At 33.9% G+C, this 23,697-nt stretch carries 20 protein-coding genes and 1 pseudogene; 10 read left to right on the top strand and 11 right to left on the bottom strand.

What is annotated here, in order from left to right; translation table 11 throughout:
* Window positions 1-78 precede the first annotated feature (78 nt).
* The 5 genes from gldG to E0W73_RS19715 all read right to left on the bottom strand — a co-directional run bounded on the left by gldG (window position 79) and on the right by E0W73_RS19715 (window position 4,496).
* On the bottom strand, window positions 79-1,785 hold the full coding sequence (gldG, locus tag E0W73_RS19735; protein WP_135223762.1) for a gliding motility-associated ABC transporter substrate-binding protein GldG: 1,707 nt from the start codon (window positions 1,783-1,785) through the stop codon (window positions 79-81).
* Complete coding sequence (gene gldF, locus E0W73_RS19730) at window positions 1,785-2,510, bottom strand: gliding motility-associated ABC transporter permease subunit GldF (protein WP_135223761.1); 726 nt, start codon at window positions 2,508-2,510, stop codon at window positions 1,785-1,787. Before gldF ends, gldG begins: the two co-directional genes overlap by 1 nt.
* Before the next feature lie 63 nt (window positions 2,511-2,573).
* Window positions 2,574-2,948, bottom strand: a complete 375-nt coding sequence (locus tag E0W73_RS19725) for a YbbC/YhhH family protein (RefSeq protein ID WP_135223760.1) — start codon at window positions 2,946-2,948, stop codon at window positions 2,574-2,576.
* Window positions 2,949-3,100: 152 nt separating this feature from the next.
* Window positions 3,101-3,397, bottom strand: coding sequence for a putative quinol monooxygenase (locus E0W73_RS19720; RefSeq protein ID WP_135223759.1), 297 nt, complete (start codon window positions 3,395-3,397; stop codon window positions 3,101-3,103).
* A 271-nt stretch (window positions 3,398-3,668) separates the two neighbouring features.
* Window positions 3,669-4,496, bottom strand: a complete 828-nt coding sequence (locus E0W73_RS19715) for an SAM hydrolase/SAM-dependent halogenase family protein (protein ID WP_135223805.1) — start codon at window positions 4,494-4,496, stop codon at window positions 3,669-3,671.
* 256 nt (window positions 4,497-4,752) lie between these two features.
* Here E0W73_RS19715 and E0W73_RS19710 point away from each other — a divergent pair, with 256 nt between their 5' ends.
* From E0W73_RS19710 to E0W73_RS19675, 9 genes and pseudogenes are all read left to right on the top strand, one after another.
* Window positions 4,753-5,703, top strand: a complete 951-nt coding sequence (locus tag E0W73_RS19710) for a PhoH family protein (protein WP_135223758.1) — start codon at window positions 4,753-4,755, stop codon at window positions 5,701-5,703.
* A 155-nt stretch (window positions 5,704-5,858) separates the two neighbouring features.
* Window positions 5,859-6,356 (top strand): hypothetical protein, encoded by a 498-nt coding sequence (locus E0W73_RS19705; RefSeq protein ID WP_135223757.1) that lies wholly within the window; start codon window positions 5,859-5,861, stop codon window positions 6,354-6,356.
* Between the two features lie 146 nt (window positions 6,357-6,502).
* Window positions 6,503-6,613, top strand: a pseudogene (locus tag E0W73_RS21745) (DUF6985 domain-containing protein); the annotation flags it as partial.
* A 133-nt stretch (window positions 6,614-6,746) separates the two neighbouring features.
* Window positions 6,747-7,577, top strand: coding sequence for a Cof-type HAD-IIB family hydrolase (locus E0W73_RS19700; protein WP_135223756.1), 831 nt, complete (start codon window positions 6,747-6,749; stop codon window positions 7,575-7,577).
* Window positions 7,578-7,740: 163 nt separating this feature from the next.
* Complete coding sequence (locus tag E0W73_RS19695; RefSeq protein WP_135223755.1) at window positions 7,741-10,086, top strand: S9 family peptidase; 2,346 nt, start codon at window positions 7,741-7,743, stop codon at window positions 10,084-10,086.
* A gap of 244 nt (window positions 10,087-10,330) precedes the next feature.
* The gene (locus E0W73_RS19690) at window positions 10,331-11,284 is read left to right on the top strand and encodes a phosphoribosylaminoimidazolesuccinocarboxamide synthase (RefSeq protein ID WP_135223754.1); all 954 of its coding nucleotides are present in this window, start codon (window positions 10,331-10,333) and stop codon (window positions 11,282-11,284) included.
* Window positions 11,285-11,316: 32 nt separating this feature from the next.
* Window positions 11,317-12,453: a glycoside hydrolase family 26 protein gene (locus E0W73_RS19685; RefSeq protein WP_135223753.1), complete on the top strand. Its 1,137-nt coding sequence runs from the start codon at window positions 11,317-11,319 to the stop codon at window positions 12,451-12,453.
* A gap of 148 nt (window positions 12,454-12,601) precedes the next feature.
* The gene (locus E0W73_RS19680; RefSeq protein WP_135223752.1) at window positions 12,602-13,015 is read left to right on the top strand and encodes an ankyrin repeat domain-containing protein; all 414 of its coding nucleotides are present in this window, start codon (window positions 12,602-12,604) and stop codon (window positions 13,013-13,015) included.
* Window positions 13,016-13,436: 421 nt separating this feature from the next.
* The gene (locus E0W73_RS19675; RefSeq protein WP_135223751.1) at window positions 13,437-13,820 is read left to right on the top strand and encodes an ankyrin repeat domain-containing protein; all 384 of its coding nucleotides are present in this window, start codon (window positions 13,437-13,439) and stop codon (window positions 13,818-13,820) included.
* A gap of 174 nt (window positions 13,821-13,994) precedes the next feature.
* On the opposite strand, the gene E0W73_RS19670 is transcribed toward E0W73_RS19675, so the two are convergent.
* The 6 genes from E0W73_RS19670 to E0W73_RS19645 all read right to left on the bottom strand — a co-directional run bounded on the left by E0W73_RS19670 (window position 13,995) and on the right by E0W73_RS19645 (window position 22,711).
* Window positions 13,995-17,093: an efflux RND transporter permease subunit gene (locus E0W73_RS19670; protein ID WP_135223750.1), complete on the bottom strand. Its 3,099-nt coding sequence runs from the start codon at window positions 17,091-17,093 to the stop codon at window positions 13,995-13,997.
* Window positions 17,094-17,096: 3 nt separating this feature from the next.
* Window positions 17,097-18,182, bottom strand: a complete 1,086-nt coding sequence (locus E0W73_RS19665; RefSeq protein WP_135223749.1) for an efflux RND transporter periplasmic adaptor subunit — start codon at window positions 18,180-18,182, stop codon at window positions 17,097-17,099.
* Window positions 18,183-18,195: 13 nt separating this feature from the next.
* Window positions 18,196-19,443: a TolC family protein gene (locus E0W73_RS19660; protein ID WP_135223748.1), complete on the bottom strand. Its 1,248-nt coding sequence runs from the start codon at window positions 19,441-19,443 to the stop codon at window positions 18,196-18,198.
* An 84-nt stretch (window positions 19,444-19,527) separates the two neighbouring features.
* Entirely contained in the window at window positions 19,528-20,889 is a 1,362-nt protein-coding gene (locus E0W73_RS19655) for a HAMP domain-containing sensor histidine kinase (protein ID WP_135223747.1), read from the bottom strand.
* On the bottom strand, window positions 20,886-21,566 hold the full coding sequence (locus E0W73_RS19650) for a response regulator transcription factor (protein ID WP_135223746.1): 681 nt from the start codon (window positions 21,564-21,566) through the stop codon (window positions 20,886-20,888). Before E0W73_RS19650 ends, E0W73_RS19655 begins: the two co-directional genes overlap by 4 nt.
* Window positions 21,567-21,622: 56 nt before the next feature.
* Complete coding sequence (locus tag E0W73_RS19645; protein ID WP_135223745.1) at window positions 21,623-22,711, bottom strand: M42 family metallopeptidase; 1,089 nt, start codon at window positions 22,709-22,711, stop codon at window positions 21,623-21,625.
* A gap of 82 nt (window positions 22,712-22,793) precedes the next feature.
* Here E0W73_RS19645 and E0W73_RS19640 point away from each other — a divergent pair, with 82 nt between their 5' ends.
* Window positions 22,794-23,477: a DUF4294 domain-containing protein gene (locus E0W73_RS19640; protein WP_135223744.1), complete on the top strand. Its 684-nt coding sequence runs from the start codon at window positions 22,794-22,796 to the stop codon at window positions 23,475-23,477.
* Window positions 23,478-23,697: the final 220 nt, after the last annotated feature.

The following is a 23,697-nucleotide window of genomic DNA, read 5'->3' as shown; positions in this document are numbered from 1 at the left end:
TTGTTTTTTGGTGGATTTATTTAGCAAATAAAGGGCTAAATATACGGATTACAAATATATCTTAAACTATCTAAAGTATTACATTTTTTTATTAACATCTATATGGCTGTATTTTCTTTTTCTTACAAAAGTAAATACGAGCCCGAAAACGGCCAAAATTAGAATTGGAACTCCGATAGTTATGAATTGGGTTGTGGTGTAGCTCTCATAAACTTTTTCCTTATCCAGTAAAGGCAGTTCTAGATCTTTACTCCTAATGTTAATAAGTCCCGTATCATCTAACAAATAATTGATAGAATTCATGATGAAGTCTTTATTGTCGTAAAGTTTTCCAGTACGCTGATCATATCCGAGCTCAACCGGCATTCCGTTTTTGTCCAATTGATTTCTCGTAATATCTCCATCTGCTACCACAATCATTTTGGTTGGTTTTCCAGATGCTGTAAACGAATCGTCTTTAAAAGGCAGTACTCTGTTCTCAAAAACAGAATGAAAAGAACCTTCGAGTAAAACAGCAAGCGGAATATGTCCTTTGTTCAGATAATCTTGCGGAGTCGTTTTCTCTTCAACCATACCAAGGCTGATTTCGAAAGGAGTTCCAATTACTTTAGAATATTGAGAAGACTGCAGTAAAACAGTCTTTTTTATGCCGTTTTTAAGAGTATCGATTTGATTTGCAAAGTCAAATTTAATTCCGCCCAAGTTTTTTACAATAGGATGTTTGCTTGTAGGGAATACTTCGGGAGCAAATTTCCATCTAAATTCCTGATACTGCGTTGCGCTTCCTTGTTCGCCAATTGCCAATTTTATAGGGCTTGCTTGCTCGTCTTTTACTAGTTCAGGATTAATTCTGAATCCGTATTTGAAAAACATATCGTTTAGGTTCAAATCTCTCGGATAGGCTAGTGTTGCGCCAGAATCATTGTAAAGGCTGTCCATATCGGCAGCGACCTGGTCAATAAGCCATAGGGTTTTACCACCGTTCACTATAAATTGGTCTAAAACCTCTTTTTCTTCATCAGAGAATTTTTCTGTTGGTTTGGCAATGATGGCTAAATCATATTTTTTGAGTTCTTTTAAAGTTCCGTTCGGATTTTTGGCAACAGAATCCAAAGTAAAAGGTCCGAGTAGGTAACTTTCGTGAACCTGCATCAGCATTTTGGCAATATGACTTTCTTTTAATTCGCCATTTCCTTTGATGATCGCAATTTTTTTGCTTTTTGTTTTGGTTACTTTGTTGATGGCATCGGTAATAGAATATTCTAAATGCTGAATCGAGCCGATTACTTTTTCGGTAGTCGAAGCGCCCATTCGGTTTTTCAGTAATGGGATATTTACTTCTTTATTGTTGTAAACTGCAATTGCCCACGGAAAAACCATTGCCTGAGACTGTTTTCCTTTGTCGTCGACTGTAATATTTATTGGGGTCAATCCTTTTTGAAAAAGAGATTTCGCAAAATCCATGCTCTCGTCTTCATTTTCCATCGGATTCACAAATTCGAACACAATATTGCTGTTGTACGCCTGAAATTCTTCTAGTAATTGTTTGGTTTCCTGTTGCAAGCGTCTAAAATCTGCAGGAAGTTCGCCTTCCATATAGATTTTAACCGACAACGGATTTTCGACTTGTTTTAAAATTTGCAGTGTGGTTGGCGATAAAGTATAACGTTTGTCTTTGGTTAAATCAAAACGATAGAAAAACAAGCTTCCCAATACGTTCAAAACAATTAAAACAAATATTGTAATGCCTAATGTCTTTAAATTTAGTTTATTAGATGCTTTCATTACGCTTTATAAGATTTTAATTGATAAACTGTAATTGATAAAAATAAAATGCTGATACTCAAAAAGTAAATCACATCGCGGGTATCGACAACGCCACGGCTCATGCTTTTAAAGTGGTACTGCATTCCTAAAACTGATATAAAGTTTGCAGAAGAAGGAAGCAATGATGATAAACCTTCGAAACCGAAATAAAAGAAAAAGCATAGAAACACAGAAATTATAAAAGCAACAATCTGATTTTCTGAAAGGGTAGAAGTGAAGATTCCGATTGCAGAATAAGAGGCAATCAGAAACAATAATCCAAAATAAGACCCGATTGTGCTCCCCATGTCAATATTTCCTTCAGGCGAGCCCAGATCTGAAATTACTTTTACATAAATCAACGTTGGAATAATGGCCAGGATAATCAGTAAAAATGAACCGAAGAATTTACCGTTTACAATTTGCCAGACGGATAAAGGTTTTGTTAGCAATAATTCTAAAGTTCCTTGTTTTTTTTCATCAGAAAAACTTCTCATTGTTACGGCCGGAATTAAGAAAATTAAAATCCAAGGTGCCAAGGTGAAAAACGGCGTTAAATCGGCATAACCAGTATTGAGAATGTTGTAATCTCCTTCGAAAACCCATAAAAAAAGTCCGTTGATGATAAGGAAAATCGCAATAACTAAATATCCGATCGGCGAGCCGAAGAAAGATTTTATTTCTCGTAAAATGATTGATTTCATTTGTGTTTTTTTTGTTTTAGGTTTTAAGTTTCAAGTTTCATGTTCTTGAAATGACTTAAATAATTATTTCCCGTGTGTGATTTTTATGATTTGTGAATTTCTAGCATCAATAATTATTAGAAATGTTCCACCTAAATAATTTTCAGGCAAAGTTCCAGAAATAACCCAATAATTTTCTAAGAGATAAATTTCATACGGTCTTTGTTTTTCTATATTTTCTTTTCCGTAAATATTATATAAAATTGGTTCTGCGATTTTGGTAGCAGTAATACTATCTTTTATAATTATTTCTTTATTATTGACAACATTATGCTGTGGTTTTTTAGATAGAGCATTTTTTAATTCTTCTTTTGCATATTCCTTTCCTAAAATTAAACGTTTATTTTGTGCACAACTACTAAGAGTAGCTAACAAAAGTGTTAAGAAAAAATACTTCATAAATTATTCTATTTTGTCTCAAGTTTTTCTAACCGCAAAGAACGCAAAGTTTTACGCAATGTTCGCAAAGTTTTTTCTCAAAGCTTTGCGAACTTAGCGTTTTTATAAAAGCTTCTCCAAAAAAAAATTGCGTTCTTTGCGGTTAAATCGGTTTAATTTAAGCTCACCAGTTTATCCACACTCCACGCTTCCGGTTTTGCATTGAATAGCTTTTTTGTAAAATTCCATACGGTATTAAAAAGCTCAGAATTTCTGTAATTTTCTAAATCAGCTTCGCTTTCCCAATAACTGTAAGTAAAAAAGATGCATTTGTCATTTTTATCCTGATACAATTCTAAAAAACGGTTTCCTGCAGCATTTCGTATTTTATCTTTCACCGATTCAAAATTCTCCAGAAAATCAGGGATTTTTTCTTCATGAAAACTCATTTTTACTATTCGGACAAGCATCTTATTGTTTTAAATTTTAGACTGTTGATTTTAGATCTTTTAGAATCTCTAAAGTCTTACAGCGGCGCAAAAATACCAAATTTGATCGTTGTTTTAAATAAAAATTGAAATATTATAAATGCCGATTTTTAAATTCTGTTTTTATAATATTTTCACACATAGCCCGTGGTTTCAATCATGCGCTATGTTAAAGATGCATACAATAATTTGCTTAATCAGTAAAATATGCGGAAAAAAAATCTAAATCTAAAGTCTGAACTCTAAAATTAATTTAAGAAAACTTAATCGTAATAACATCACGATAATTCAATCCCAGCAAGCTATTGGCAGAACCTACTTTTGAAGGGTTGCTTCTGAAAATAGCAATTTCCAAAAAGCCGGCTTCGTTAAAAATGGCCAGTTTTTCCCCTTCGTAGGTTTTTATCGGATATTTGTCTGAAGTAGCAATTGCAGAATAACTCGGTAGTATCGTTTTGATGCTTTTTGGCTTCATCACAATTTCATACGGGCGTCCGAGCGAAACCTCCATAAATTGTTTTTTGGAAATATTCGTAACTACGTTTCCGAAATGATCGATATAAATGACATAACCTTTAATAGAATTTCCGTCATTTGCAACTACAGCCTGCAACTCTGTAGCTTCCTTAATCGAGGTGATTTCCTTGCCGATGACATTAAGCAAACCACCTTTTGAAAGATGTGTAGCAACCTGAATAAAAATATCCAAGTCAGTAGCCTCGATTGGAAAACGATCATGAATATTGATGGCAACAATTTTCTGCGGCACGATTTTCTGTGTCAGCATACTCAAAATTCCGTTGTCTGCGCAGATAAAATAATGATCGTTCCATTGCATGGCAATGTGCTGGTTCTCTTTATTTCGTTCGATATCGACTCCAATCAAATGTACTGTACCTTTTGGGAAGCTCAAATAGGAGGCTCCAATTATGTAGCTTGCCTCGGCGGTGTTAAATGGATCAATGTCATGAGAAATGTCAATAATTTGGACCTCTGGATTTTCAGAAAGCAGTTTACCCTTCAACGACCCCACAAAGTGATCTTTTAAGCCGTAGTCTGTAGTAAGGGTAATTATTGACATCATTTTGTTTATAACTATTGATAGTATTTAAATCTAATTTTCATTAAATTTGAGAAATGCAAAGCTAGTAATAGTAAAGACAAATTGAAAGAAAGAAACGACAATTTGTTTTTTTTAGAACTAACTTGCTGTTAGAGAAGTCTCAGCCTAAGCCTCGGTTTTTGTTTTTTGAAAACGGCCGCTGAGAAGGCTGCTAAAAAAGAACCCGACAACTTCTAAAATAATAACTGAATTATTTAATTTAAAATTACTTCATTTGAACGAAAGAATAATCGAGCTAGTAGATATTGCTCCAAAAGAGTTTTGGGGCGCACAGGACAGCCATCTTGAAATAATTAAAAAGTATTACCCAAAGCTTAAAATCGTAGCGCGAGGGACAACTTTAAAAGCATTTGGCGAAAAAGAAGTTTTAGACGAATTCGAAAAAAGATTTCAAAGATTAATGCTCCACTTTACCCGATACAACAATATTGATGATAATGTGATTGAACGAGTGATCATGAGTGATGGCCAAGAGGAAAAAAGAGCTTATGATCACGACAAAATCCTAGTTCACGGTGTTGGAGGGAAAATCATAAAAGCCATGACGCCCAACCAGCAATTATTGGTTGACACAATCAAAAAGAATGATATGGTCTTTGCTGTAGGTCCTGCTGGTACAGGAAAAACTTATACAGGTGTGGCGATGGCGGTAAAAATGCTGAAGGATAAAGAAGTAAAAAGAATCATATTGACGCGCCCCGCAGTTGAAGCTGGCGAAAACCTCGGATTTCTTCCAGGAGATATGAAAGAAAAACTCGATCCGTATATGCAACCACTTTATGATGCTTTGCGGGACATGCTTCCGAACGAAAAACTGGAAGATTATATTCTGAAAGGAATTATTCAGATTGCGCCTTTGGCTTTTATGCGCGGACGAACCTTAGATAATGCTTTTGTAATTCTAGACGAGGCGCAGAACACTACCCATTCGCAGATGAAAATGTTCCTGACTCGTATGGGAAAGAACGCCAAATTCATGATTACTGGTGATCCAGGACAAGTCGATTTGCCACGCAGAACCATTTCAGGTCTTAAAGAAGCACTTTTGGTACTGAAAGATATTGAAGGAATCGGAATCATTTATCTGGATGATAAAGATATTGTTCGCCACCGATTGGTTAAAAAGGTAATCGATGCTTATAAACAAATTGAGAATCACGATTAATTTTGTGAATTTGACACAGATTAAAGGATTTTCACAGATTTTATAAATTATTTAAATTTTTAATATTTGGCTAAAAACAAATAATATTCGTTTTGTACGTTTTCGATAGAAAGTGCAGAACGAATATTTTTTTGAGATATTTAAAATAAAATTGAATGAAGATAAGAAATCTGATTTTTTTAGTTTTAGTTGGTTTTATTTCTTGTAAAAAAACAGAAACTCCAGTAAATAAATTTGTTGGTACTTGGTACGATACAGAATACATTGTCCCAGGCAGACATGTATTAAAAATAAATAAAGATAGCACATTTTCTTATAAAGGAGCTGGGTGTGATTGGAGGGTATTATCTAAAGGAAAATGGAAGCTCGTAGGCGATTCTATCGAATTAAACAGTACTAGCAGTGATACTTGTTATAGAATGTTTCCGTATATACATTGTTTGAAATTTGGAGAAAACAGAAAAAAAGATACATTGACGATTTCAAATTGCAATCCTAGCCTAAATGCTGATTTTTTAATTTTTTCCAAAGAAAGATTTTATATAAAAAGAGATTCTTTGATTTATAAATTTACTGCTAGATCTAATTGTCCAGGCTATGACACATTAAAAAATACTTATGCCCGTACCGAAAAAATAAGAAAAAGATATTAAATAATGAAACAACTAGATGATTTCTATCTAAACCAATACTAGTGAACTCGATATTGAATCTATTCAAGAGAGTTGGATTTTGTTTGTCCGTCCGAAATAATTATTTATTGGAATGAAAATGGAGATTTTTATTATGTGTTTCTTGTGAATGTGATTGGGAAGAACAACATGGTCTTCAATTAGTTTTTAAGGATGCTTTAAAGCTTACAAGAGCAAGTGGACATGATCGAGGCTTTACTGATCAATATTTGTGTTGAGACTTAAAAGATTTAATTAATAGTTAAATAAATAATAAACTTACCTCAATTTCGGCTTTCAGAGCTTGTAATCTTTGCCTAACCAACCATAAAGACGTAAATTTGCCTAAATCACAAATGATTGATTATTAATATGACAAAACTTAAAAATATAAAAGTTGTAGTAAGTGACCTTGACGGAACTTTACTCAACCCTCAACACAGAATTTCAGATTATACCAAATCAATTTTTCAGGAACTTCACAATCAGGGCTATTTAATTGTTGTAGCTACAGGGCGTCATCACCTTGACGCAATGGCTATTATCGAAACTCTCGAGGTTCCGGTTTACTTGGTGAGTTCTAACGGAGCCAGAATCCATTCGCCAGAAAAAGAGCAACTTTTTGCCTTTAATCTAAATAGCGATGTAGTGAAAGCGGCATTAAATGTCGAAATCGACCCAGAAATTACAGTAGTTTTATTTAAAGAAGAGGTTTGGCAAACCAACAAATGGAACGAAAGACTGAATTCTTTTCAGGCAGAATTAAAATACCGTCCAGAATTGGTAGATTACAAAAAACTTGAAGATTTCGGAGCTATCAAAATTTTCTTTTCTTGCCAGGATCATGAAAAACTTGTCAAGTTAAAAGATGCTATTTTAGAAAACTCTTCAGAACATCTACATCATGCTTTTAGTCTGCCGACTTGTCTAGAATTTATGGATAAATCGATAGATAAGGCAATGGCAATCGAACAGGTTCTGGAAAGAGAAGGTTTTACATTAGCCGAAGCGGTTTCGTTTGGAGATGGTTTTAATGATGTCCAGATGTTGTCTGCATCAGGAAAAGGTTTGATTATGGGAAATGCTCCAACAATGTTGAAAGAAACATTGCCAGATTTAGAAGTGATTAAAACAAATGAAGAAGATGGTGTGGCTCGATTTATAGCCGCTAAAATTCTAGATAAGGAGTTTGCGGCAAGTTAATGTGAATTTTAAATTTTTAGCAGAAAATACAATCCTTGAAGCTTTTCTTCAGGGATTTTTTTTGTTTAATGAATATTATTCAAAGAATTTCGCAAGGAAATAGCAAAAACATTTTTTTAATAATCTGCAAAGCGTATTTTTGTTTTCTCAAAAAAATACACTCATGACAAAAAACATTTTTATCCTCGCCTTTTTAGGATTTTCGACCATAGGCATTAGTCAGAATTTGAAATTAGAAGAAATAATGAAAGGCGATTCTTTTGTTGGGAATCAGCCTACTTTTGGACGGTGGTCTTTAGATGGTAAAAAAGTTTATTTTGAATGGAATCCAACTGATGATTTCGGCGCAAGCACCTATTCATGGCAGAAAGGACAAGCAAAACCCGTTTTGACAGACCCAAAAGAAGCTGCTTTTTCTAAACTTGATTTTAAAAAAAGACCTAATGCTGACATTGTGTACTATGTCGAAAAGGGCGCTTTGTATTCGTATTCTATCAGCAATAAAACAACAAAAAAACTGATTCAGCAGAGTGCATCAATTTCTAATCTGGAATTGGGATCTCAGCCTGATGTTTTGTTTTTTGAGCAGAACCAAAATATTTTTAAATACAATACTAAAGACGGAACTCTTTTGCAAATAACGAATCTAAGCAAAGGTGTAAAAAAAGAAAACAAACCAGAAAAAGAAACTTTCTTGAATACGCAGCAAAAAGAATTGTTTCAATTCATTAAAGATAAAGATGCCCGCAAAAAATGGTTTGACGCCAAAAATAAATTGGCGAAATCTGATTTTGCCAAAGAATATATGTATGGCAAAGATGATTTAAGAAGCCTTCGCGTAAATCCGAATGGTAATTATGTTACGTTTTCTTTGATGGAAACTCCAGAAACGAAGAAAGAGAAAATGGAAGTTTTTATTACCAGTGATGGTTATAACCAAAACCCAGAGACAAAAGACAAAGTTTCGATAAATAATTTTGTGAAAACACGTTATGCGATTTATTCTGTTGCAAAAGATTCGGTTTATTTTGTGAATTTTTCTACTTTGAGCCATATTCAAGAGGCACCAGAATATTTTAAGCTGTATGATAATCTAAAAAACAAACCAAAAGAAGACAAATTAATTATTGCACAGGCTCCAATTTATAACCAAAGTGGTTCGCTTGCAGTAGTTTCTATCAGAAGTCAGGACAATAAAGACAGATGGATTGTGAGTTTAAATCTTGAAAAAGGAACTTTTGAAGAAATAGATCACCAACACGATGATGCTTGGATTGCTGGCCCTGGTATTCCATCGTATTCATTTTCTTCGGGAAATATCGAATTTTTAGGAGATAATGAAACCGTTTATTTCCAATCTGAGGCTACAGGTTATTCTCATTTGTATACTTATAATTTTAGAACCAAAAAGAAAGCACAGCTTACAAGCGGGAAATGGGAAGTTCGTGATGTAACTTTATCCAAAGACAAAAAAGTTTTCTATTTGTCTACAAATACGACACATCCAGGAAATAGAGAATTTTATAAACTTTCTCCGGCAGACGGAATTTTACAGCCAATTCTAACCAAAGACGGAGCGCATGAAGTGGTGCTTTCGCCAGACGAAAAAACACTTTTAGTACGTTATTCTTATAAAAATATTCCATGGGATTTTTATATTGCTGATAACAAGAAAAACGCAAGTTTACAGCAGATCTCTTCTTCTACTACAGAAGCTTTCAAGAAATACCAATGGAGAACGCCAGAAGTTATTACTTTTAAAGCACAAGACGGAACTCCTGTAAACGCAAGACTATATACCCCAAAAACTGAAAACGCAAACAAAGCGGGTGTTATTTTTGTTCACGGTGCTGGTTACCTGCAAAATGCACATAATTTTTGGAGCAATTATCATAGAGAATATATGTTTCATAACTTGTTGACCGATTTGGGTTATACAGTTCTGGATATTGATTATAGAGGTAGTGATGGCTACGGAAGAGATTTCAGAACGGGAATTTATCGTTTCATGGGTGGGAAAGATCTTTCTGACCATTTAGACGGAAAAAAGTACTTGGTTGAAAAATCTGGTATTGATGCTAACCGAGTGGGAATCTATGGTGGTTCGTACGGCGGATTTATCACTCTAATGGGAATGTTGACAACTCCGGGCGAATTTAAATCGGGTGCTGCTTTGCGTTCTGTAACCGATTGGGCGCACTACAATCACGGCTATACCGGGAATATTTTGAATTTCCCAGAGACAGATCCAGAAGCTTACAAGAAAAGTTCGCCAATTTATTATGCCGAGAATTTAAAAGGAAATTTATTGATGCTTCACGGAATGGTTGACGACAATGTAGAATACAAAGATATCGTACGTTTGTCTCAGCGTTTCATCGAATTAGAAAAGAAAAATTGGAGTTTGGCATCTTTTCCAGTAGAATCGCATGGTTTTAAAGAAACCTATTCGTGGATTGATGAATACAGCAGAATTTTGGATTTATTCAATTCAACGCTTTTGAAATAACTATACAGTGTTCAGTTTTTTAGTAGTCAGTATCAGTATTTAGTTTCTATGTGGACAAATTCATTAGTTGTCGAAACTATTTTTATGTCTAAATAATGTGCATTATAGTGTTTTAAATTATGTTGCAACTTTTACAAAAACGATATCAGCAAAAACTGAATGCTAAAAAAAAATCTGAACACTGACGATTTAAAACTATAAATAGTTTTAAATTTGCATTCATTAAAAAACAACACAACACAAAATGAGCAATACAATTACAACTACAAATTTTAATTTCCCAAATCAGAAATCGGTTTACCGCGGAAAAGTTAGAGAAGTTTACAACATCAATGACGATTTATTGGTAATGGTAGCAACCGACAGACTTTCTGCTTTTGATGTAGTTTTGCCAAAAGGAATTCCGTACAAAGGACAGATTTTGAATCAGATTGCTACAAAATTTATGGAATTAACTGAAGACATTGTTCCAAACTGGCTTATTGCGACTCCTGATCCAAACGTTGCTGTTGGACATTTATGTGACCCTTTTAAAGTTGAAATGGTAATTCGTGGGTATCTTTCTGGTCACGCAGCGCGTGAATATGCGGCGGGCAGAAAACAAATCTGTGGCGTTACAATGGCAGAGGGACTGAAAGAAAATGATAAATTTCCGGAACCAATTATCACACCGACAACAAAAGCTGATAATGGATCGCATGACGAAGATATTTCTCGTGAAGATATTCTAGGTAAAGGAATTGTTTCTGAAGAAGATTATTTAGTTTTAGAAAAATACACCCGTGCTTTATTCCAAAGAGGAACTGAAATTGCTGCAAAACGAGGATTGATTTTAGTAGATACAAAATACGAATTCGGAAAAACAAAGGATGGCGTTATTGTTCTGATCGATGAAATTCACACTCCTGATTCTTCTCGATATTTTTATGCTGACGGTTATGAAGAAAGACAAGCAAAAGGAGAGGAGCAGAAACAATTATCTAAAGAATTTGTTCGCCGTTGGTTGATTGAAAATGGTTTTCAAGGACAAGAAGGACAAGAAATTCCGAATATGACAGACGAATATATTGAATCTGTTTCTGAAAGATATATCGAATTGTACGAGAATATTTTAGGTGAAAAATTTGTAAAAGCCCTGATTGACAATATTGATCAACGTATTGAAAAAAACGTATTAGATTACTTATCTTCTAAATAGTAGTTTTGAGGTTTAAACTAACTATTTAGACCATGAAACTCAGAACTAAAAAAAATGCCCTGCTCTTTGTATGTTTTACAGCAGGGCATTTTCTTTTTGCGCAGCTCGATCAAAATGCGACAAAAGAAACCAGAAATCTCTATCAAAACTTAAAGAAAATTTCAAAAAAGCACATTTTATTTGGGCATCAGCACGCGTTAGAATATGGGCATGGATGGAGTAATGAACCTAACCGTTCTGATGTAAAATCGGTAACGGGTTCTCATCCTGCTGTGATTGGTATTGATTTCAGCGATTTTTCTGGTGGCTCCATTGAGCAAATTCAAAAAGCAAAAGAGAGACTAAGGAAAAATGTAATCGATACATATGAAAGAGGAGGAATTACTACTGTTTCTTGGCATTTAAACAATCCCGCTTCTGATGGAGGTTTTTATTGGAAAGATGGGATTTCTACAGCTTCAATCGCACTTATCAAACCGGGTGGTTCTCATCATGAGCAGTACAAAGAAATTTTGAAGACAATTGCCGATTTTGCCCATTCTGTGAAAGCAAAAAACGGAACTCTTTCGCCGATGATTTTCAGACCTTTTCATGAATTTGATGGAGGTTGGTTTTGGTGGGGAAAACCTCACGCTTCGAGAGAAGACTTTATTGCGGTGTGGCAGTTTACGGTTTCCTATTTAAAAAACACCTTGGGCGTTCATAATTTTATTTATGCATTTTCTCCCGATAATCAATTTACCAGCGCAGAAGAATATTTAGAACGTTATCCTGGAGATGATTATGTTGATATGTTGGGAATGGACGATTACGGAGATTTTGGAAGAGACGGCAAATATGATTTAGAAGCTGGCGTAAGAAAACTAAAAATCTTCTCTGACTTAGCGATACAAAAGAACAAACTAGCAGCATTTACGGAAACAGGATTAGAATCAATTCCCAATCCGAAATGGTGGACAAAAGTTTTGCTTAAAACGCTTCAGTCAGAAAAACTTGAACTGGCTTACGTTTTAGTGTGGCGCAATGACAGTACAAGCGCAACCCATTATTACGCTCCTTTTCCGGGACAAATAAGTGAAAAGGATTTTATTGAGTTCTACAATAATCCCTATACGATATTTGAAAAAGATTTAAAAAATAATATTTACAGTAAAAAGTTTAAGATATAATTTGTTCTAAACACTTGTAATAAAGCGCAATTCGGGTAAATCTGAATTGCGCTTTTTAATTTTTTTCGTGATTGATGCAACCAAATCCAGTTTGAGGTCGTCTAAATAGAAATCATCATTATCATCAATCATTTAACAAACAATCATCATGAAAAAAACTGTAGTTATTTTAGGAGTTCTGCTTCTACTAGGTGGTGCATCGATTGCGTCAAACTTAGATTTAAAGGCAAACAATCAAGTTGAATTTTCAAATTATCAAAAATCTGCCCTGCATCTCGCCATAAGCAAAGGCGACATTGATGCTGTTAGGAAATTTATAATGTACGAATCTAATATTGATAAAATGGTCAATAAAATGGTCAATAATATGACACCCTTAATGCTAGCAGCTCGCTTTAATCATTGTGATATTATGCAAATTCTACTTGCCAATGGTGCCGATTTATCAGTACAAAATTCACATGGTCTGACAGCCTTGCATTATGCTGAGTTTGCAAAATCAAACGAAGCAATCGAAATCCTGAAACAAAAAAAAGAGAATAATCGAAAGAAACGTGATTAATGGAAAAGGCATAATTCAGAAGATTTAAAGGCGCGTTTGTTTTTTATGTTCCAAAATCCAACAGCATCTTATCTTCTGAATTGCATTTTTTTTTGAAATATTATTTCCTCTTCGATTATTTCAATTTAAGCGCATAATCCTTTGAAATTAAGGGATTAATTATTCATTCCTGAATACAAAATCCTCACAATGTAAAATAAAATTTTATTTTTTTTTTGATGTAACTGTAACGTTTTGTGTTTTTCTCCGTCTATTAGAGTAAAATCATGAAAATGGTAATGTTGAATACCATAAATTATGTTTTTATTAAGTAAATGTTAAGAATTAGTTAAAACAAGGTACTGTGTAATACATAATAGGTAAAAAATATTTACCTTTACAAAAAATTAAAATCATCATCAATCATTTAACAACAATCATTATGAAAAATTCAGTTATTATTTTAGGATTAGCTTTAGTAGCTTTTACAAATGTTTCAATGGCTTCTAATCAAAAGTCATCAGCTGTTAAACCTCAAACAGAGATTACCAATTTCTTCTCTTCTCCATTACATGTTGCAGTAAGCAAAGGGGATATTGAGGTTGTGAAAAAATTCATCGCGTATGGTGCAGATGTTAACGAGCAGTCAGAAGACATGACTCCATTAATGATTGCGGCGCGTTACAACAAAGTTGATATCATTAAAGTTTTAATTGAGAATGGTGCACGTCCTTCAGACAAAAACGAAAAAGGCTTTACAGCTTTAAAGTATGCACAATTATCTAATGCTGCTGAAGCAGTAGCTTATTTAAAAGATCTTAAATAAGATTTAAAAAAGTTTTGAGTTAGTGAACGGTCTTCTTGAGCAAAAGACCGTTTTTTTATTTATTTCAATTTCGAAATTCTTAAATAGAAAAGCAAAAAAGCACCATTATTTCTAATGATGCTTTTTCTTTTTAAACCCAACAATTGATTTAAAAACTAAAAAAATAAAAAAATATTATTCAATTGGCTCATGTTTCTTTCTGTTGAAGATCCAAAAGAGAATTGGAAAAACCAACAAAGTCAATACAGTTGCGGTCATTAATCCTCCAATAATTACAATGGCTAGAGGTTTTTGAGATTCTGAACCAATTCCTGTCGAAATAGCAGCAGGCAATAATCCGATTGATGCCATTAATGCGGTCATTACTACGGCTCTTGTTCGAGCTTTTACTCCCATAAAAATAGATTCTTGAAGGGTAAATTTGGCCTTCAGATTATGATGGAATTCAGATATCAAGATTACGCCATTCTGAATACAGATTCCTAAAAGGGCAATAAATCCAACTCCTGCAGAGATTCCAAAATTCATTCCTGTAAGATGTAAGGCGATAATTCCGCCAATAATTGCAAACGGTACATTGGCCAAAACAAGAAGAGAATCTTTAAAGTTACCGAACAAAATAAATAAAAGAACAAAAATTCCGATTAAGCTGATTGGCACCACCTGAGCCAGACGGGCACTCGCGCGAACTTGATTTTCAAATTCGCCAGTCCATCCCGTTGTATAACCAGCAGGAAGTTTTAGTTCATTTACTTTTGATTGCGCTTCGGCAATTGTACTTCCCAAATCTCGATCACGCACAGAGAATTTTACTCCAATAAAACGTTTGGTATTGTCTCTGTAAATAAATGCGGGACCCGTAACACTTTTAAGATCGCAAATTTCTTTTAACGGAATTTTGACGCCAGTACTTGTCGGAACTTTTAATTCTTCCAAATCTTTTTCGTCTTTACGGTATTCTTTAGAATAACGAACCCTTACATCAAATCTCTTTTCATCCTCATATTTATGAGTTGCTGTTTTTCCTCCAAAAGCCAATTCTAATACGGCTTGTGCATCACTTAAAGTTACGCCATAGGCGGCCATTTTTTCACGGTCTAAGATTACGCTTATTTCAGGTTGGCCTACATTTCTAAGAATTCCGACATCTTTTATACCAGGAATATTTCTGATTTTTGCCAAAACTTGGTTGGCAAGCTGGTCTAATTTATCTAAATCATCTCCATAAATTTTAACAGCATTTGATGCTTTAAATCCGGCTACAGATTCTGCTACGTTATCAATTACTGGTTGCGAATAATTATAGGTAATTCCTTGATGAACTTTAAGTTTATTATCCATTTCATTAATCAGTTCGTCCATAGAAATCTTGCGTGTCCATTCTTTTTGTGGTTTTAGATCAACCTGAAGCTGGATAAAACCAAAACCATTCGGGTCCGTTCCGTCGTTGCTTCGTCCTGTCTGCGATAAGACATTTTTAACTTCAGGGAAAGTTTCTAAGTCTTTTCTGATCATTGCTGCCGTTTTAACACTTTCAGGAAGAGAAGTACTCATAGGTAATTCGGCCGTAACCCAAAGAGCTCCTTCATTTAATTGAGGCAAAAACTCTGTACCCAAGAAACCTGCTGAAAAGAAAACAGCTACTAATAATCCAATAGATGCAATTAATGTTTGCACTTTATGCTTAAAAGTCCATGCGAACCCCTTTGATACAATTCTGTCCCAAAAATTCACAAACGGATTGTTTTTTTCTTTTACATTTTTGTTTAACAAAATGTGAGATAAAACAGGTACCAAAGTTAAAGTAAAGATCAAAGCTCCTAATAATGCAAAGCCTAATGTAAAGGCTAGAGGAGAGAACATTTTTCCTTCTACTTTTTGGAATGAGAAAATAGGAAGCAAAGCTGTAATAATTATCAATTTAGAAAAGAAAATAGCTTTACCCATTTCTGTTCCTGTTTTCTTAATCAAGCTTCCTTTTGCAATTTTATTGAATTTCTCCATTCCCAATTGATGCGCTCGGTGATCCAGCACTACAAAGAGTCCCTCGACCATTACAACAGCACCATCAATGATAATTCCGAAATCGACAGCACCCAAACTTAGTAAGTTGGCGCTCATTCCCATCATTTTCAAACATAAAAAAGCAAATAATAAAGAAAGCGGAATTACAATAGAAACCGTAAAAGTAGTTCGCCAGTCTGCCATAAAAAGGAATACCACACAAGTTACCAGAATAATTCCTTCAAACAAATTGTGCATTACCGTTTCGGTCGTAAAATTCATCAAATTATCACGATCGTAGAATGTTTCAATCTTAATGTCCTTTGGCAGAACATTATCGTTAAGATCCTTGATTTTTTCTTTTAATAATTTTAAAGTTTCCTGCGGATTTTCGCCTTTTCGCATTACCACAATTCCTTCAACAGCATCATCGTTGTTGCCAAGACCCGTTTGCCCAACTCTAGGCATTGCGCTTTCATACACATCGGCAACGTTTTTAACTAGAATCGGATTACCTCCGGCATCATCAACAATAATATTTTCGATATCAGTTTTAGATTTTAAAAGACCGACACCTCGGACAACAAATGCTTGCCCGTTCTTTTCAATAATATCTCCACCAACATTTAAGTTTCCAGCATCAACGGCATTGTAGACTTGAAGTGGAGAAATATTATATTTGGCTAATTTTATTGGATCAACGCCAACTTCATATGTTTTGGTTTGCCCTCCAAAAACGTTCAAATCGGCAACACCAGGAACCGCACGGAGTTGTTTGTCTATAACCCAGTTTTGGTAAGTCAATAATTCTCTACTGTCTCTACTGTTGCTTTTTACGATATATCTAAAAATTTCTCCAGTTGGTCCGTAAGGAGGCTGCACATCTGGTTCTACATCATCTGGAAGTGAAACGTTTTTCAGTAAGTTATTCACCTGAAAACGGGCAAAAGTATCGTCGACGCCGTCATCAAAAATGATTTTTATTACTGATAATCCAAACATCGTAATGCTTCGAACACTGGTTTTTTTCTGAACAGAGTTCATAGAAATTTCAATAGGCGACGTCACAAAACGCTCCACTTCTTCAGCGCTTTTCCCATTCCACTGTGTGATAATGATAATCTGCGTGTTGGTAACGTCAGGGAAAGCGTCAATAGGCATGTTTTTGAACGAAATAAATCCAGCAACAGCCAATAATCCGACCCAAAAGAAGGTAAATGCTTTATTCTTTAAAGAAAAAGCAATAATATTTTTTATGAATTTGTTCATGTCTTAGTTATTTAAAGCACCATAAATAAACAGCTGATTGTTTGTGATTACTTTCTCGTTTTCTTTTAAACCGCTTGAGATATAAGTAGTATCTCCAACAACTCTATATACTTCAACTTGTCTTGTTTCGATATTATTACGGTCCTTAAACACCACAACAAAGTTTTTACTTTTATCAAATACAATTGCTTTACTTGGAACGGCTATCATTGACTGATTTTCATTAAAAGACAATTTGATATTAGCGTTCATATCTGGCTTTAGCATATAATCAGGATTGCTTAATTTGATTCTGGCTTGCATGGCTTTAGTTTCAGGATCAATTACATTGTAGATTTTATCTACTTTTCCATGAAATATTTTATCTGGATAACTCAAAGTACTTACAGATGCATCTGTTCCTAGTTTTACTTTGTTAATATCTATTTCGTTAATGTTAGCCATTGCCCAGACTTCGCTGATTTCAGCAATATCGAATATATTTTCTGAACGATCGTTACGCAAAAGCATGTCCTGATTGATACTTTTCTGAATGATAAATCCACTTATTGGAGCAGTTACTTCGTAAATAGATCCTGCTTTTATGTTGTAAATTTTATACGTTTCCTGAATTTTGCTTAATTGCGACTGTGCCTTATTGACTTCAGATTTTGCCTGCAGAACATCGCTTTCAGAATTTAATTTACCATCAAACAATTCTTGAGCTACTTTTAAGTTGTTTTTGGCCACCAGTAAATCACTTTTTGCATCGATAGATTGTTTTTCGAAATCGGCAACATCGGTACTTTTTATTGTAGCGAGTACTTGTCCTTTCTTAACGTAATCACCAAGTTCTACGTTTACTTTCATAACATTTCCCCCAACTAGAGGGTAAACATCTATCATTTTGTTATTGTCGGCCGTAATTTTTCCGTAAAAACTAAGTTCGTTTTTTAAGGGCTGCATTTCTGCTGTAGCTGTTGTAGTGGTTTTTAGCATATCATTGCTTAAAACAAATGAGCTATTTGTCTGCGGATTTTCGACTTCTTTTTTGCAGCTTGCCAGAGATAAACTCGCAATTGCAATTCCTATGAATACTGTATATTTCATGTCTTTTAATTTTTTAAAATAAATCTTTATTGATTGTGCTGTTTAGTTCTTCACCTGCTATTACCACTTTTTTCTTTAATTCGTTTAATTGAATTATTGCTTGGTTATAACTTTCCATAAAGTCGGTAAATTCAAGAAGACTTACGTTTCGCTTCTGAAAATTGGTAAGCATACCATTATATACTGCTTCAAAATCTGAATTCACGGTCGGTTTTATTACAGCATAATTTTGTCTAGATTCATCCCATTTTGTCCAAGCCGATGTGATTTCTGTTTGTAATTGGAGTTCAAAATTCTGTTTTTCAATTTTTGACTGTTCCAATAAGGTTTGAGCATACTTAATATTTCCTTTGTTTTTATTCCATAGAGGTAGCGGAATCGCAACATTGACATTGGCTTCATTATTAAAAGCACCGCTTCGTTGATCATAATTTGCTCCTACCGTAATATCTGGAATCGCAAGCGATTTCTGCCATTTTACATTCAGCTCATTAGCATCAATCTCTTTTTGCTTTGCTAAATAATCTGGACGATTTGCAATTGCTTGTTCTTCAAAATTTTTAAGGTCAAAATCGATGACTTTTAAATATTTGTTAGAATCATCTTTGCTTACAACAGGTACTACATTTTCGGTTTCATTTAAGAGCAGTTTTAAGTTTGCTTGCTCTTCTATGTTGTTGTTTATAACTTCTAATCGCTCGTTTTTAAAATTAAGATACAAAGACTGCAAACGAACAACATCTTTTAAAGGAATATTTCCTTTTTGAGCTTGAATAGAGTAGGAATTAATTAAATTCTCAATATGAGCCAATTGTTTATCGGTGTTTTCTAGGTTTTTAGAATTATAATACACCGTGTAAAAACTTTTACGGAGTTGAAATTTTAAGGTTCGCAGCAAGTCATTAAATTGAAGTTCTGCGAGCTGTGCATTTGTTTGAGCCAGCTTAACCTCATTTCGTTTTTTACCTCCTAAATAAATAAGTTGCTCAATTGAAAAAACTTTCTGACCGTTTTTTCCAATATCGAAGTATTTATCGCGTTCGGGATTGTAAGCATTTAATTCTGCGGATATTGTGGGATTATCCCAGATACGAGCTTGAATGGTTAGTGCTTTTGAGGCGTCAATGTTATATTGAGATGCCAGTAAAAAAAGATTCTTTTTTAAGAATTGACTTTCACAGTCTTGAAGTGTGACTGTTTTTTGAGCTATTGCAGCTTGATTAAGAAGTGCAAATAACAGCAATGCGAATAACTTTTTCATTGTACCATTTTTAATTATACAAATATGCTATCAACAGGCTTTAAGAGACCTTAAAATCTACCTTAAAAATAGCTTAAAAATTATTTATAAATTAAAAAATAACTGAAATAAGTTTGTGTTAGTGGCTGGTGTTGAGTAATTTATGTTTGCTTTGTGCAAGGTTAGAATTCTTTGTACGATTCTTAAGCCAAGTCCAAATCCTGAAGTCCCCTGAGCATTTTTACCACGCATGAAGGGTTGAAAAAGATTCTTTTGTTCTTCTTCACTTAAAGTGTCTCCTGTATTTGAAACAGATACTATAAGATGATAATGATCAGTACTTATTTTAACTTTTGCTTGTTTGTTATCTGAATAGACACAGGCATTTTTTAGGATATTTCCTAAAGCTATTTCCAAAAGATTTCTATTTCCTTTGATTTCTAATGCTGTATCAAGATCATCGCTTTCTTCCATTTCAAAAAGAATAACGAAGTCTGGAAAAGATTTATTTATTTTTTCGATAGAAGAAAACAGAATTTCGTCTATTCTCTGTGTTTCATGATGTTCGGCTTCTCGATTGTCAATTTTAGAAAGAATCAACAAAGAGTTAATCAATTCGCTCAAATGATTAACATCGGCCAATATGGCATTTAAGAAAGACTTATTCTTAGGTTTAGCTTCAGGATCAGCAATGGCATTTTCGATTTGAGAAGTCATTCTCGAAAGTGGTGTTCTTAATTCGTGAGAAGCATGTGCAGTAAACTCTTTTTGTTTTTGATACGAAAGCTCGATTCGATCCATCATAAAATTAAACTCATGAGCAATTAAGTCAATTTCATCCTTGCTGCTTTTAGATTCAATACGAGTATCTAGATTGTTCTCATTAATTTTTTTTATTTTCTGATGAAAAGCATTTAGAGGATTCATCGCTTTTTTTATGGTGAAAGAAGTAATGACCCAGCACAAACAGGTAAAGAAAATATAAGATATAATCAAGGTGTATCGCAAGAAAAGTAATTTCTTTTTGCCATAATCATCTGTTGCAGAAATTAGAGCATAAAAATCTTTATCATTTGTATCGTAAAAAACTCCGTAAACTTCATAATCTCCCTGCTGCTTAAAAAAGGTTTTATTTTTTTTTAAATACTTTAAGTCATCAATCGACCAATTAATTTTTGCATCGTCAATGCTGCTGTAAATCAATTTGAAGTTGGAATCAAATACTAAGGTTTTTTCATCGTATAATTTATTGATTGAGTTCTGGTCTATTATTTTTAAAAGCTGATTATCGACCTGCTTAACATTTACCAAAAGTTTTATGTTGGATAAAGCCTTGATTTCTAATCGATCGCGAAATTCTTCTTTTCGATAGTTCGAATACAAAATGAATATCACCGTTGAAGCCAATCCAAAAAGGATTGTAAACAGCAAACTGACTAAAAGTGATATTCTATTTTTTAATGTCATTCCTGATCGCTTAGATAATAACCATAACCAACTTTGGTTCGTATTAATTTAGTTTCATGGTCTTTGTCAATTTTCTTTCTTAAAAAATTGATATAAACTTCAATAGTATTCTGATTGGTTTCAATATGATAATCCCAAAGTTTTTCGGCAATAAACTGCTTTGACAAAACTTTTCCTTTGGCGTGAGCGAGAATGAGAATGAGTTTGAATTCTTTCGGAGTAAGCTTAATTTCTTCTCCAGATCTAAAGACTTTCATTTCTTCTTCAAAAATTTGAAGATCTTTAATGATTATTTTGTTTTCAACTTGCTGCGGTACATCTTTTCGTCTAAGAACAGCTTGCGCTCTAGCCATGAGTTCGTCAAAATGAAAAGGTTTTACCAGATAATCGTCTGCCCCATTATCAAATGAAGATAATTTGTCTTCGATTTCACTAAAGGCAGTAAGCATAATAATAGGAGTCTTTTTATCGACTTCACGAATGCCTTTGCAAACATCAATTCCGTTTACTCCCGGTACATTAATATCTAGTACAATTAAATCGTACTCATACGGAAAATATTTTTTCAGTAATAGAGAACCGTCATAATAAGGTAAACACTCGAACCCCTTTGAAGTAAAGAATGTTGAGATTTCTTTTGATAAAGTAAAGTCGTCTTCAAGCAGTAATATTTTCATGCTGATTTGTTGTTTGTAAATCCGGCTATGAACCGGATTTACATTAAAAATTCATCTTATTCAAAATAAGAAAATGTCTCGTTATTTTCAATTTTCAATAAAGTCTCATAAATAAGCTGTATTACATTTTCAACATCATCTTTATGAACCATTTCTACAGTTGTATGCATATATCGTAAAGGAAGCGAGATTAATGCAGACGGAACACCACCATTGCTGTAAGCAAAAGCATCTGTGTCTGTACCTGTTGCACGAGAAGTAGCGTGTCGCTGGAATGGAATTTTCTTTTCTTCTGCAGTGTCTGCAATCAAGTCACGGAGTTTGTTTTGAATAGCAGGAGAGTAGCCAATAACAGGCCCTTTCCCCATTTTAAGATCGCCTTCTACTTTTTTATCAATCATTGGAGTAGTGGTGTCATGACAAACATCTGTTACAATGGCAACGTTTGGTTTTATTCTATGTGCAATCATTTCTGCTCCTCTAAGACCAATTTCTTCTTGAACAGAATTCACGATATATAGACCAAAAGGAAGTTTTACATTGTTTTCTTTTAATAATCGAGCAACTTCAGCAATCATAAAACCGCCCATTCGATTGTCAATCGCACGGCAGACGAATTTATTTTCGTTTAGGATCATAAATTCATCTGGATAAGTGATGACACATCCAACATGAACTCCCAATGCTTCGACTTGTTCTTTATTTTCACATCCTAAATCAATGAAGATGTTGCTCAACTTAGGAATTTCTTCCTTGTCGCGTAAACGGGTATGAATTGCAGGCCATCCAAACACACCTTTTACGATTCCTTTTTTGGTATGGATATTTACTCTTTTAGAAGGTGCGATTTGATGATCGGAACCACCATTTCTAATGACATATATTAAACCGTCTTCAGTAATATAATTTACATACCATGAAATTTCATCCGCATGCCCTTCAATAACAACTTTATAAGGAGCGTCAGGATTGATTACGCCAACCGCTGTTCCATAAGTATCTGTTATAAAAGTATCAACGTATGGTTTTAAATAATCCATCCAAAGTTTTTGGCCTTCACTTTCGTAGCCAGTAGGAGAAGCATTGTTTAAGTAGCCTTCGAGGAAAGCTATAGAGGTATCTTTCAAGATAGAATTTGTGCTCATAAAATTATTTTTTTAGCTAAAATATAAATTTGGTATCAGAGTTGTATATAAATATATAATTTTACATTTAAATTATGATTCGATGAGACTAACCACCTTTATTTTATTTATACTATTTGTTTCCTTTTCTTCCAAAGCCCAAGTTACTCCTAAAGAGAACCAACAAATGGGATATATATTAACAGAGCAAGATTCTATTTTAAATGATACAATTCAGCTACCAGAGATTATAATATCTAAGGAAAAGCTGGATCCCGAAGCTCAAAAGCAATTTTTGATTTTGCAGAATCGTGTTTATAAGGTTTATCCGTATGCAAAATTAGCCTCTGAGCGACTAACCGCTCTTAACAACGGAATGGCACGCTTGAAAACTAGCCGCGAAAAGAAAAAATACTTTAAGATTGTTGAAGACTATCTAAATAATGAGTTTGAAGAAAGATTAAAAAAACTTTCTCGTAAACAAGGTCAGATTTTGGTTAAGCTAATACATCGACAAACAGGAATAACCACATACGAATTGATAAGAACCTTAAAAAGTGGTTTCAAAGCATTTGTTTCCAATACAACAGCAAATTTGTTTGATATAAGTTTAAAGACAGAATATGATCCTTATCAGGTAAACGAAGATTATCTTATCGAAACAATACTTGTTCGTGCGTTTGAATCGAGAAGACTTATCAATCAAAAACCTGCTAAACAAATCAATTACAACGACCTTTCAGAGAAATGGCAACAAAGAGCTGCAGAATTGAAAAAAGATAATTAAAAATTCATATAATAATAATACAAAGGCCGATAGTTTTTACAATTATCGGTTTTTTGTTTTATGCTATAATATATAGGTATGTTTTTTCAATTTCTAAACCCTACAGATTTTTAAAATCCGTCGGGTTTGTTTTTTTTATACATATATATAATGGTGTAATTCCAATTTTTCGGCAGATACGCACCGCAGTGCGTCTAATGCGTATAAAAGACGTGAAAGA

This window comes from Flavobacterium foetidum (genome assembly GCF_004634245.1).
In the GTDB taxonomy this organism is placed as follows: Bacteria; Bacteroidota; Bacteroidia; order Flavobacteriales; family Flavobacteriaceae; genus Flavobacterium; species Flavobacterium foetidum.
This window is presented reverse-complemented; position numbering and strand designations above follow the sequence as displayed.